The 12,527-nt window shown below is 66.0% G+C and carries 12 protein-coding genes; 4 read left to right on the plus strand and 8 right to left on the minus strand.

Annotation, left to right across the window (positions count from 1 at the left end):
* Positions 1–11: 11 nt before the first annotated feature.
* A complete protein-coding gene (locus AB4Z10_RS16060) occupies positions 12–1,106 on the minus strand; it encodes a diguanylate cyclase domain-containing protein (protein WP_441471381.1) in 1,095 nt (364 codons plus the stop codon).
* A gap of 213 nt (positions 1,107–1,319) precedes the next feature.
* On the opposite strand from AB4Z10_RS16060, the gene AB4Z10_RS16065 reads away from it, so the two are divergent.
* A complete protein-coding gene (locus AB4Z10_RS16065) occupies positions 1,320–1,613 on the plus strand; it encodes a hypothetical protein (RefSeq protein ID WP_441471382.1) in 294 nt (97 codons plus the stop codon).
* An 18-nt stretch (positions 1,614–1,631) separates the two neighbouring features.
* On the opposite strand, the gene AB4Z10_RS16070 is transcribed toward AB4Z10_RS16065, so the two are convergent.
* The 6 genes from AB4Z10_RS16070 to AB4Z10_RS16095 form a co-directional block, all read right to left on the minus strand.
* Positions 1,632–2,588, minus strand: coding sequence for a succinylglutamate desuccinylase/aspartoacylase family protein (locus tag AB4Z10_RS16070; protein WP_441471383.1), 957 nt, complete (start codon positions 2,586–2,588; stop codon positions 1,632–1,634).
* 10 nt (positions 2,589–2,598) lie between these two features.
* Positions 2,599–3,420, minus strand: a complete 822-nt coding sequence (locus AB4Z10_RS16075; protein WP_441471384.1) for an ABC transporter permease — start codon at positions 3,418–3,420, stop codon at positions 2,599–2,601.
* An 8-nt stretch (positions 3,421–3,428) separates the two neighbouring features.
* On the minus strand, positions 3,429–4,364 hold the full coding sequence (locus tag AB4Z10_RS16080) for an ABC transporter permease (protein ID WP_441471385.1): 936 nt from the start codon (positions 4,362–4,364) through the stop codon (positions 3,429–3,431).
* Between the two features lie 212 nt (positions 4,365–4,576).
* On the minus strand, positions 4,577–6,172 hold the full coding sequence (locus tag AB4Z10_RS16085) for an ABC transporter substrate-binding protein (RefSeq protein ID WP_441471583.1): 1,596 nt from the start codon (positions 6,170–6,172) through the stop codon (positions 4,577–4,579).
* A gap of 122 nt (positions 6,173–6,294) precedes the next feature.
* A complete protein-coding gene (locus tag AB4Z10_RS16090; protein ID WP_441471386.1) occupies positions 6,295–7,914 on the minus strand; it encodes an amidohydrolase in 1,620 nt (539 codons plus the stop codon).
* Positions 7,915–7,962: 48 nt separating this feature from the next.
* Complete coding sequence (locus AB4Z10_RS16095; RefSeq protein ID WP_441471387.1) at positions 7,963–9,447, minus strand: M81 family metallopeptidase; 1,485 nt, start codon at positions 9,445–9,447, stop codon at positions 7,963–7,965.
* A 226-nt stretch (positions 9,448–9,673) separates the two neighbouring features.
* Here AB4Z10_RS16095 and AB4Z10_RS16100 point away from each other — a divergent pair, with 226 nt between their 5' ends.
* From AB4Z10_RS16100 to AB4Z10_RS16110, 3 genes are all read left to right on the plus strand, one after another.
* Positions 9,674–10,657: a DNA topoisomerase IB gene (locus tag AB4Z10_RS16100; RefSeq protein ID WP_441471388.1), complete on the plus strand. Its 984-nt coding sequence runs from the start codon at positions 9,674–9,676 to the stop codon at positions 10,655–10,657.
* Positions 10,658–10,942: 285 nt separating this feature from the next.
* A complete protein-coding gene (locus AB4Z10_RS16105) occupies positions 10,943–11,092 on the plus strand; it encodes a hypothetical protein (RefSeq protein WP_441471389.1) in 150 nt (49 codons plus the stop codon).
* A gap of 102 nt (positions 11,093–11,194) precedes the next feature.
* Positions 11,195–11,401 carry a hypothetical protein gene (locus AB4Z10_RS16110; RefSeq protein WP_441471390.1) on the plus strand — a complete coding sequence of 69 codons (207 nt, stop codon included), beginning with the start codon at positions 11,195–11,197 and terminating at the stop codon, positions 11,399–11,401.
* Between the two features lie 107 nt (positions 11,402–11,508).
* Here the strand turns inward: AB4Z10_RS16110 and hemC are convergent, their stop codons facing one another.
* Positions 11,509–12,447: a hydroxymethylbilane synthase gene (hemC, locus tag AB4Z10_RS16115; protein WP_441471391.1), complete on the minus strand. Its 939-nt coding sequence runs from the start codon at positions 12,445–12,447 to the stop codon at positions 11,509–11,511.
* Positions 12,448–12,527: the final 80 nt, after the last annotated feature.

Below are 12,527 nucleotides of genomic sequence, written 5' to 3' on the forward strand. Positions count from 1 at the left end.
CGCGTGGTGCGTCAGGCGACGTCGTCCAAGGCAGCGATCATGCTGCGGCCCTTGCCTGCGCGTTTGGCGCCGTAGAGGGCCTGATCTGCCGCGCGCTTCAGGGTCTCGGCCGTCCAGCGCTCCGAATCAAGCGCCGGCTTGACCGAGACGCCGACGCTGGCACCCACCGACACGAGCTGCCCCAGCACGATGAACGGGGCCTGCAGAACGGCCAGGGCCCGGTCCGCCACATCAGAGAGCACCGCGATATCGTCGGTTTCCCGGACCACGATGGCGAACTCGTCGCCGCCGAGACGGGCCACAACATCGCCGGGGCGTATGACGCCCTGCAATCGCCCTGCCACCTGCTTGAGCAGATCGTCGCCGCCATGATGGCCGTGCCGGTCGTTGACCTGCTTGAAGCCGTCCAGATCGAGCAGGAGAAGGCCGAGGGCCTCCTCCTTCGCGCAGGCGTCATCGAGGGCTCGATCGAGACCTCGGCGATTGGCGAGGCCGGTGAGCGAATCATGGCTCGCGGCGAAATCGAGTTCCCGCCGCACCATCATCAGTTCCTCGAATTGGCCGATGATGTGATCCGAGCTCTCGAAGATCGAGTACAGATAGACCCCGAGCAGGACGCTGAGCGCCTGATACAGCGCATCGCCCGAGAGCAGGAAGGCAGCGATCTGCGCGCCGATGGCGAGTGAGGAAAGCCCGGCACAAATCCAGTAGCGCAGCGTCCGCAGATAGGAGCCGGCCGTCAGCGCCATGTTGAGGCCAAGGCTGAGCACGAAGCCGCCGGTATGGCCGAGATAGGCCGCGCCGACCGTCAAGGTCGCGATCACGCCGGTGAAGGCGAAGGCCGTATAGGCATACCCCTTCTCCCAGGCCCGCGCCTCTTCCAGAGTCAGCCTGCGGGCCGGATCGCGGCGCTTGAATCCGACGATGTTGATGACGCGTGCGATCGTCGTGATCACGCCCGCGCCGGTGATCCACCAGAAGATCGGCTCGCCGGTCTGTACGGCCATGATCGCGGAGCCGATGATCAGGCCAGCCGCGATGCACAGAATCTGCGGCAAGGCTGCGAAGAGACTCGAGATGATCTCGATCTCGATCTCGGCGGGCAACCGCCTTGCTCGCCTGCGGGGCCTCATCAACAGATGCATGGCATCATGCCCTACGCGCGCGGGCCTAAAATTCCCTCAGCCCGATGCAGGGCATTTTACCAATCGCGGCTTCGGAACCGCTGGCTCAGCTTTTGTTCATCGCGCTCCAGCTAAAATTGCCCAAGCTCGTCTCGCCGCCTCTCGGTCACGGCGAGATTGCGGAAAGGGAAGACCATGACTCGCCACAGGCTCGCTCTATCGGCTTTCGCCGGAGCTATGCTGCTGTCGGCCATTCCAGCAGGCGCGCAGTATTACGACCCCTACCGTCCTCCGCCGCCGCCTTACGGGTACGACCGGCCGCCTCCGCCGCCCTATGGCTATGGCTATGACCGGCCGCGCTATCGGCAGCGCTACAACAACATCTGCGTCACCAGCCGCGGCGATTGCCCCACGCCGCCACTGCCTTCGGGCACCGGCTGCAGCTGCTACATCCCCGGCTTCGGCAACAAGCGTGGCGCCGTGCCCTGATCGCGAGGCCCCCCGGCTTCAGGGCCGGCGGTGGCTCTCGCTGCCGAGATAGCAGATGCCCTCGCCGGGCTTGGCCTTGGGGTTGGGGAAGATGATGAAGCCGTCGCGCGGCATCGTGACGACGGTGCCGTCGGCGCGGCGGGCAATCGGCGTTCCCTTGGCGACGCGGTCGCCGGTCTTCCACGAGCCTTCGACGCGGTCGCCCTCGGCTTCGCAGATCACCAGATCGTCCATATGGACGACGACGCGCTCGGCCGGAGCCGGCGGCGCTTCTTCGGTCAAACCGACATGGGCGAGCGCATTGCGGATCGCCTTGTAGCCGACATCGACGGAAGCCGGGTCGTCGTGGCGACCGCATTCGAGCGTCACGCCATAGCCGCCGGCGAAGCGCATGAACTCGGTCGTGCCGAAGCCCTCGGTGACGGCGAGGCGCGGCAGGTTCAGCCGTTCCCGTGCCGCGATCAGCCGGACATAGATGTCGAGCCAGCCATGGATCATCAGGTCGACGCCGAGGCTGGCGGCGAAGGCGGCTTCGGCCGGGCCATGGCGGAAGGGCTCGAGCTCGCCGCGGTTGTCGTCCGGCCCGAAGAAGACGAAGGGCACGCCCTCCCCGGTGAAGGAATGGACGTCGAGCAGCATGTCGTGCTGGCGCAGGATCGCGGAGAGGCGGTTGCCGATCCGGTCCTCGTTGTCGCTCGGTTGCGGCCGCTCGCGCAGGTCGCGGTTGAGGTTGCGGTCTCCCTCTCGGGTGTTCTGCCGATAGGCCTTGGGATTGGCGACGGGCAGGAAGGTGACCTCGCCGCGCTGGATCGCGACGCGACCAGCCCGGCAATCCTCGATCACGCGGGCGATGGCATTGGGCCCGCAGGTCTCGTTGCCATGGACGGCGCCGAGGACGAGGAGCTTCGGCCCCGCCTTCAGCCCGTGGAAGCGGATGGTTTCGAGCGGAGGATCGATCAGGTGCTGGGTCGTCATCGGTCTACTGTCAGGCTTTGCGAAGCTGCGAATGCGGATCGAGGATATCGCGCAGCCCGTCACCTAGCAGGTTGAGGCCGAGCACGGTCAGGAAAATCGCGAGACCCGGAAAGATCGAGATCCAGGGCGCAGTCGAGATCTGGTCGCGCGCATCCGAGAGCATGCTGCCCCAGCTTGGGAAGGGCGGGCGGATTCCCAGGCCGAGGAAGGAGAGCGAGGCCTCCGCCAGCACGGCACCGCCCATGCCGAGTGTGCCGATGACGATGATCGGGCCGGCGATGTTGGGCAGGATCTGCGTCAGCATGATGCGGAAGGTGCCGTAGCCGAGCGAGCGGGCGGCCTCGACATAACCCAGCTGCCTCACCGAAAGCGTCGCGGCCCGGGTCAACCGGCAGGTGAAGGACCAATTGGTGAGGCCCAGCGCGATCAGCAGGCTGGTGAGGCCGGGGTTGAGGATCGCCATGATCGCCAGCGCGAATATCAGCGAGGGAATGGCGAGCATCATGTTGGTGAGGCCGTTGACAAAATCGTCCCACCAGCCGCCCCAATAGGCGGCGGAGAGGCCGAGCGCGACGCCGATCACCGTGTTGATGAGCTGCGAGACGATGCCGACCGTCAGCGAGATGCGGGCGCCGTAGAGCACGCGGCTGTAGATGTCGCGCCCCTGCGCATCGGTGCCGAACCAGAACTCCGATCCCGGCGGGATCTCGGCGTTCATCAGGTTGGCGTCCATGACGGGATCGGTGTGGGCAAACCAGGGCGCGAAGACACCGCCAGCCACGACGAGCGCGAAGCAGGCCCCCCCGATCCAGAGATTGGCACGAAATTTCATGGGAAGGCCTAGCTGTACTTGATGCGCGGATCGACGACGGCGCAGAGCACGTCGACGGCGATGTTCACGACGAGGAAGAAGAGCACGATCGTCAGGATGCAACCCTGCACGACGGGGATGTCGCGCCAGGTCACGCTGTCGACCAACAGCGAACCCAGGCCAGGCCAGGCGAAGAGCTTTTCGACGACGACCGCCTGGCCAAGCACCGAGCCGAACTGCAGGCCGAGCGTGGTCAGCACGATGACGAGCGCGTTGCGCGCGACATGCCAGCGCATGACGCGGTAGGAACCCGCGCCCTTGGCGCGGGCGGTGCGGACGAAATCGGCGTGCATGACTTCGAGCACCGCTGCGCGCGTCGTGCGCGCCAACAACGCAAGCGGCGAGACGCCGAGCGCGATCGCCGGCAGCACGATGTAGCGCGGATCGCCGTCGCCATAGCCGAAGCTCGGGAACCAGCCGAGCGTCAGCGCGAAGCCGTACATCAGCAGCAGGCCGAGCCAGAACATCGGCAGCGACAGGCCGGAGACGGCGAAGACCATCGAGAGCATGTCGACCCAGCTCCCCGGCTTCAGCGCCGCGAGGAAACCGAGCGGTACGCCGATGACGATGGCGAAGAGCATGGCCCCGAGCGCGAGCTGAAGGCTCGGCCAGAGCCGCTCGCCGATCTGGTTGATCACCGGCTGGCGCGTGCGAAAGGAATTGCCGAGATCGAAGGTGGCGAGGCCGCCGACATATTTCGCGAAGCGCAGCGGCAGCGGGTCGTTGAGACCGAACTGCTCGTTCATGCGCGCGATGGTTTCGGCGTCGATATTGCTGCGCCCGTCAGCCATCTGGCTGGTGGCGAAATTGCCTGGGATGACGCTGAACAGCACGAAGATCAGCGCCGCGACCGCAAGCAGGATCGGGATCGCCTGAAGCAGGCGACGCGCGATATATGGCAACATGGCGAACCCCTGATTGCGGCGATCAACGTGCCGCTATCGGAAAGATCATTCTCCGCCGTCATCCCGGGCGTAGCGACGCGGAGACCCGGGATCCATGCCGGAACGGTTCAGGCATGGATCCCGGATCAGCGCCGCTGACGCGGCTTGTCCGGGATGACCRGGGCGGTCCCTCCATCTGGGCTCCAGGCCCAGATGGAGAAGGCAGACACCGCTTACTTCGCCGCCGGCGAGGAAGCGTCGACCCAGAGGTCCTCGTAGCGCTGCAGTGCGAGCTCAGTCGCGTTCGGCTGGAGGCCGTGCAGCCAGGGCTGATAGGCCATGACCGCCTTGTTGTAGTTGAAGAACCAGACCGGGGCCTCATCCTGCAGCATGGCATTGGCCTTCTTCAGCAGCTCCAGCTGCTTGGCCGGATCGTTCTCGGCCGAGGCGTCGTCGATCAGCTTGTCATAGGCCGCGTTCTTGAAGGTGGTGTAGTTGCAGGACCAGCGCGGCGTCGCGGAGTGGAAGCACTTCAGCGCCGTCAGCGAGTCCGGGCCGGAGGTGTTCGACCAGATGAAGGCCTGGAAGTCGCCGCCCACGACGACACCGCCCAGGGCCGAGGTTTCGACCGGCTTGACCTTCACCTTGATGCCGACCTTGGCGAGCATCGGGATCGTTGCCTCGACGATCGGAATGCCCCAGCTCTCGTTCGGCGTCGCGGTCCATTCGAACTCGAAGCCGTCGGGATAGCCGGCCTCGGTCAGCAACTTCTTGGCCTTTTCGGGATCGTAGGCGTAGGGCTTGGCGTCCTTGTCGAAGACCGGCGAGGACAGCGGCAGCCAGCCCGCGGCGCGATAGGCCTTGTCACGGACCAGGCGCTTGATGATCAGGTCGCTGTCGATGGCGTGGTTGATCGCCTGGCGCACCCGCTTGTCGGAGAAGGGCCTGAAGCTCGGATTCATGCCCATGTTGCGGGTGAAGACCTCGGCGACCTCGAGAATGCCCTTCGAGAGGTTCGCATCGGCCTTGTAGGCGACGTACTGGGTCGAGCCGAGGATCGAGACGTCGATCTCCTTGTTGCGGAAGGCGACGTCGCGCGCAGCCGCCTCGCCCATCGGCGAGATGACGAGCTTGTCGGCATAGGGCTTGCCGGTCTGGTAGTATTTGTCCCAGCGCTCGAAGGCCATGCGCGAACCGGGCACGTGCTCGACGAACTTGAACGGGCCGAGGCCGATCGGCTTGTTGAAGAAGTCGGGAGCCTGCGCTTCCTTGGCCGGAAGGATCGCGGTCATCGCGCTGAACAGGAAATAGCCGGGATCGGCCTTGTCCGTCAGCGTCATTTCGAGCGTGTAATCGTCGATCTTCTTGAGGCCGGAGATCTCCTTGGCCTGGCCCTTCTGGACATCGCTGGCGCCGACGATGCGGGCGATGTAGCGCGCGCCCGGATAGTTCTTCGCCCCGTCCATGAGGCGGGTATAGGACCAGATGATGTCATCGGCCGTCATCTTGCGGCCGTTGTGGAAGAGCGCATCGTCGCGCAGCTTGAAAGTGTAGACCTTCCCGTCCGGCGAGACCGTCACGCTCTTGGCGAGGTCGAGCGCCGGCTTGCCGGCCTTCGCATCCCATTTGTAGAGCATGCTGTGCAGCGCATAGCCGTAGATCTCGTCCTGGATCTGGTTCGAGACATGGCTGTCATTGCTGACGAAGGATGCGCCATAGGGCGCCGTAAAGCGGATCGTCCCGCCACGGCGCGGCTCCTGGGCCTGCGCTTGCGCCTGCACTGCAAAAGCCGCCAGCGTCAGCGCGGTGGCAAAGGCAAATTTCTTCAACAACACGATTATTCCTCCCGTTTTTTTCTCATCGGCTCCGGCTGATCCGGAGTTGTTTGCTTCCAAGTGGAACCATAATGGCTTTGCCGCGCTTGTCTTCCCCTGCGCGGTCGAAGCCGGCCTCACGCCCGCTCGTAGACGACCTCGCCGCCCAGAATGGTGAGATCGCAGCGCGTGTCCTTGAGGATATCCGCCGGATCGGCCGCAAGCAGATTGCGCGAGAACACCGCAACGTCGGCGAGGAAGCCGGGGGCGAGCCGCCCCTTCACGGCTTCCTGCTTCTGAGAGAAGGCGCCGTATTCGGTGTAGGCCTGCAGGGCCTCCTCGATCGAGACGCGCTGGCCTTCGTCCATCACCGTGCCCTTCCAGGTCTGGCGGGTCAGCATGGTGTGGAAGTTCGGGAAGGGGTTGGGGTCGCAGACCGGCGCGTCGCTGCCCGTCGCCGGCTTCAGACCGAGGTCGAACCAGGTGCGGAAGGGGTAGCTCGGCAGCGCGCGCTCCGGGCCGAGCACCTTGACGTAGGCATCGCCGAAATCATGGATGAAGACCTGCTGCGGGCAGGGATAGATCCCGGCCTTGACCATGCGCTCGTGCTGGGCCGGGGTCGAGAAGCCGCAATGCTCGATGCGATGACGGCGATCCGGATCGGGATGGGCCGCGAGCGCCTTTTCATAGGCCGTGATGAGCTGTTCGATCGCAGCGTCGCCAATGGCGTGGCAGGCGAGCTGATAGCCCTTCTTGTGAGCGTCGAGCACCATGCGTTCGAGCTCGGCATCCTCCCACATCCAGACGCCGGTGGTCTTGTCCTCGCCGAGATAGGGCTCGGTCATCCAGGCGGTGCGCCCGCCGGCCGAACCGTCGAGGAAGAGCTTCACGGCACCGATCATCAGCATGTCATCGCCGGTGCCCGAGATCAGCCCCGCGTCGTAGCACTGCGGCACGATCGAGCGGCCGTCGTCGCCGAGCAAGGTCAGCCAGGTGCGCACCGGCAGGCGCCCGTCGCGCTTGGCGCGGTGATACGCGGCAATCTCGCCGAAGCCGCCCTTCTGGCCGACCGCAGCGTCCATGCAGCTGGTGATGCCGAGCGAGAGCAGGTAGCGGCCGCCGCGCTCGATGCCGGCGATGATATCCTCCTCGGTGGCAGCAGGGATCGCGGCCTGCACCGGGGCGCGGGCGTTCTCGGCAAGCAGGCCGGTCAGGCGGCCGTTCTGCTGCTCGATCAGGCCGCCCTGCGGCGTCGGCGACTTCTCGTCGATGCCGCCGAGACGAAGGGCCTCCGAGTTGCAGATCGCGATATGGCCGCAGGTGCGGACCAGCATCACCGGATTGTTCGGCGCGGCGCGATCGAGCTCCTCGCGATAGGGATGGCGGCCGGTGTCAAGCTTGGTCTGGTCGTAGCCGCGGGAGAGAACCCACTCGCCGGGCTTCAGCGTCGCAGCCCGGGCCGAGATCGCGGCGAGCAGCGCCTCCAGCGTCGGCGCGGCCTCGGGCTTGGAATCGACCCAGCCCATGGTCATGCCGAGCGAGACGAGATGCAGGTGCGAATCGTTGAGACCCGGTGTCGCCAGACGGCCCTTCAGATCGATTATCCGCGTCTTCGGCCCGACGAGCGGTGCGATCTCGCCATCGCTGCCGGCCGCGAGCACCCGGCCCTGCCAGATCGCCAGCGCCTCGACGACGCCGTCCTCGCGCCCGCACCAGATCGGCCCGTTGCGCAGCACGATATCGGCATGAACCGCCATGGTTTTCTCCTGCATTTACTGTCTTCGCCGGCGCTTTGCGGCCGGGCTTCAGATGTCGTCGAGGGGGAAGATCGGCCGGCGCACCTTGCGGTAGGGCCGCTCCTTGAAATTGCGCGTCGAGATCGCGCCGGTATCGACTTCCAGCACCTCGCGCGCGATCGGCTCGAAGGCGGCGCGGAAGTGCTGCATCGACTTGACGATCACTGTCGATTTCCGTGTCGGATCGACACCGAGCGAGGTGAACTGGGCGAGATCGGTCGCTTGGCCGTTATGGGTGATGACGATGATCTCGACATCGTCGACGCGCAGCAGGGCCGAGAGCCCGTAATTGCGCCAGACGCCGCCGGCCATAGGGCCGTAGCACATGAAGTATCCGTCGGTCAGCGCGACGACATGGGCGTCGAGATCGAGCGGGCCGCCGCCCATGCTGGGATCGACCTTGCCGCCGAGCTTCAGCCTGACGCGGTTGCCGACGCCGGCCGCCTGTGCCGCGAGCGCCGCTTCGGGGTCGCAGATCGCGTGGAAGCCGACATTCTTCAGCTTCGCGTCAAGGACCGCGCGCAGCAGGTTGGTGGCATCGCCATAGGCGCCGGAGCCGGGATTGTCGGAATAATCCGAGATCACCACAGGCTTGTAGCCGGGCTTTCCGGCGTCGGCCTCGCCAGCCTTGGCGCGGGCCATGGCCTCGGCCAGCGGCGTGAAATGGATCGAGGAGAAGCGGCGCTGCTCCCAGGCATAGTCCATCAGCTCTTCGGCGACGGCCTGCGCCTTGTCGCGATCGTCGGCCGTGACCGCGATCGACGGGCCGATGTCGTGGACGTCGGCCGAGGAGAAGCCAGCCTGAACGCTGACGACCAGCGCATCGCCGGAGGCTTCCAGCGCATCGCCCCTGCGCAGCAATTCCAGGAACGGCGGCGAGGTGGTGCGCCCGCCGTCGAGAGCATAGAGGATCGGGCGGCGGGCGAGCGCGACCTTGGGCCTGATCTCGCCCTTCATTGCGCGTTCGAGCAGTTCCGCCGCCTGCCAGGTCCGCTCATACTGATCGATATGCGGATAGGTGCGGTAGGAGATCAACGCGTTGGCGTTGTCGGCCATGAGCTGCGTAACCGTTGCGTGCAGGTCGAGCACCGCGACGACCGGCACATCCGGGCCGACGCGCTTGCGCAGCCGCGCCAGCAACTCGCCTTCGCCATCATCCGAGCTCTCGGTCGCCATCGCGCCGTGGAGGTGCAGCAGCACGCCGTCGACGCCATCGGCAGCATTGACGATGTGGCCGGCAAAGACGTCGAAGGCGGCATCGGTGACGCGGCCCGAGGGATTGGCACCGGTCACCAGCGGATGGGTCAGGCTCCAGCCGAACTTGTCGGCAGCCTCGAAGGCAGCCCCCATCGAGGTGCGGGTGCCGCGGAAGGCCTCGGGGATTTCATTGCCCAGAAAGGCGCCGTGCGCCCGGAAAGTGGCTTCGTCCGTGAGCTGAACACTGAAGGTGTTCGTCTCATGCATGAACTCGGCAATCAGCACGCGCCGCGTCATTCTCTCCCTCGTCGTCTTGTTCAAATTTTTTAACAGTTTTGGCGAGACGCCTTCGCAATGCCACTGATTTCCACGCATACACCCCCTCGAATGAGGGTGCTTGTCGAAATGTGGTGAGTATGCTGAACTCGGCGGAACCAAGTCGGTGCCGGCGCATTTCCGCAGCAGTGATCTGCGAGCCCACGCCATGCCGGTCTCCCCGCAAGCTAAACGACGCCCCGCCAGGATGCGACTGCGGCGCGTTTCGTCTGACGAACTCACGATCCGCCGCGTCCGTCACGGGCGCTTCTTCGGCTATCGCGATGCGGAGGGCGAGAGAATCACGGATGAGGACACGCTGGCGCGCATCCGCTCCCTCGCGATCCCCCCGGCCTATGAAGATGTCCGGATCGCCACCGATCCGCGGGCGCATCTTCAGGCGATCGGCCATGACGAGGCCGGCCGTCTGCAGCATCGCTACCATCCCGAATGGGAGAAGGTGCGCGAACGCCACAAGCTGAAGCGGCTTGGACGGCTGATCGCCGCTCTGCCGAAGCTGCGTGCCCGCATTGTCGCCGACATGAAGGCCCGCACGCTTTCCCACGACAAGGCCCTCGCCTGCGCCGCCGCCATCATCGACCGCTGCCACCTGCGCGTCGGCAACGAGAGCTATGCGAAGAGCAACGGCAGCCACGGCACGTCGACGCTGCTGAAGCGGCACGTCGCGCTCACGGGCACGCGGGTCGCGCTTCATTTCCGCGGCAAGGGCGGCAAGGAGATCGCCTGCGCGGTGGACGACGCTCCGCTGGCACGCGCGCTCACGCGCATTGCCGCGTTGCCAGGGCGCAGGCTGCTGCAATATCGCCGCGAAGACGGGTCCGTCGCAGCGATCCATGCGGCCGAGATCAACGCTTATCTGAAGCAGGCCTGCGGCCTGCCGGTCAGCAGCAAGGATCTGCGGATGCTCGCCGCCAACGCTGCGGCAGCGGAGTTGCTGCTGGCGGCAGAGGAGGTCGCGAGCGAGGCCGGACGCAAGCGCCAGCTCGCCGACATCATGCGCGCGGTCTCGGAGCGCCTCGTCAACACGCCGGCCGTGGTGCGCAAGAGCTATGTCCACGCCATCGTCATCGATGCCTATGCCAGCGGGCGGCTGCAGCGCAGCTACGCCAGGGCTCGCGCCCGGGCCGGCTGCTCGCGGATCGAGCGCGCGCTCGGGCTGCTGGCGGGCTGAAGCCACCGGGAACAATGCCGCGGCTCGCAGCTTGGTCCAGTATCTGACATGCACCCATGGAGGCCGAGATGCTCAACCGTGTCGGTTCACCAAAGCCGATCGAGACGCCGCAGCCGCCCGCTCAGTCGGTGGCCACCGGAAAGCGCCCCGGGCCGTCGCCGCACTCCGCCCATCCGACAGGCCCCGCCCCGCCCTTCGAGTATGAGGAGGAGCCGCCGCAGACGGATTTCCAGGCAGGCGCGAAGAAGCTACCGTCTGGCGAAGGCTCTGGACGGAATTGATGGAATGAACGGGGATTGGGGCTTCGTTGTGTGGATCGTCGTGATCGCGATTCCACTGGGTATCGCGCTGGCGGCGCGTTGGGCAGGCGCGCGGGGGCCCGGCGCCACCATGCTCGACAAGCCGAGCGCCGAGGATCCGCGAGATCCCATTTAAGATACTGATATCGTTATTTCATTTATTTTCCTGAGATTTTCGGGAACCTGCCTGTTTGCTTCCGCGTTTCGTCGCCGCTGAATCCTGGCGGCGGAGACAGACATGGACGAAGAGAGAATCAAGCGCATTGCCCGCGCGATGTGCAGGGCTGCGCGGCTCGACCCCGACAAGCCGGCCGGCAACAAGGGCCCCTATACGATGTCGATGCACGAACCGGGATACGAAAGCCCGCAGCCTGCCTGGATGCTGTTCTGGAAGGAGGCGGCGCAGTTCGCCGCACGGCATGGCGAGGTCGCCGTCCGGCTCTGACCTCATCCCGAAGCGGCCACTCGCCTGCATGCGACGGTGGCCATGACAAGGCCCGGCACCCCGACAAGGAGCCGGGCCTTGCTGTCTGGTTAGGGTTCTCGCTGAAGCTACAGCGTCTTGAACGTCGGATAGTAGCCGCGGTAGCTCTTCTCGAGGATCGCCCCGCCGCCGCGCGACTTCAGCTCCTCGGCGACGGCGAGGCCGAGTTCCCGCGCCTGCTCGGGCGCGGCGCTGTCGCTGGCTTCGACACGCTCCGCTCCCTCGACGGACGTGACCTGGGCATGCAGGGTCAGGCGGCCATCGGCCCAGCTGGCGCAGGCACCGACCGGCAAGCTGCAGCCGGCACCCAGCGCATGCATCATCTCGCGCTCGGCTTCGACCTCTGCACGAGCCTTGGGGCATTGGATCGCCTGCAGGATCTCGATCACGGCGGCATCGTCGGCGCGGGCTTCCAGGCCCAGCGCCCCCTGCCCGACGGCATAGGGGAAAAGCTCGGATGCCAGCACCTCGGACGATGCAACGTCCAGCCCGAGCCGGCGCAGCCCGGCTTGGGCGAGGATGACGGCATCGAGCGGATCGTCGCCGCCGATCTTGGCGAGGCGCGGGCCGACATTGCCGCGAATCGGCACGACGGTAACGTCGGGTCGCAGGTTGAGGATTTGCGCGCGGCGCCGCAGCGAGCCGGTCCCGATGCGAGCCCCCTCCCGGAGCGAAGCCATCGTCGCACCGCAGAGCGCGTCGCGCGGATCCTCGCGCGGCGGCACGGAGGCAAGGACGAGACCCTCATGCAGAGCGGTCGGCAGGTCCTTCAGGGAATGAACGACGAAATCGACCTCGCGGCGCACGAGCTGCTGCTCGTGCTCGACGGCGAAGACACCGACCATGCCGAACTGATGGAATTCGGAGACGCGGTCACGATCAGCGATGGTGGCGATCTGGCAGAGGGTGAATTCCGTCTCCGGAAACTTCTCCCGGATCAACCCCATGACCTGATTGGTCTGCGCCATCGCCAGCGGGCTGCGGCGCGTGCCGATCCTCAGATGCATGACTTCTTACTTTCGATCCTATCCGGCCGGGCCGGTTGCGGGGGTCTATAACAGGGGGGCAGCTGGCTGACGAGTGGCGC

Source organism: Allobosea sp. RAF48 (assembly GCF_052114025.1).
GTDB lineage: Bacteria > Pseudomonadota > Alphaproteobacteria > Rhizobiales > Beijerinckiaceae > Allobosea.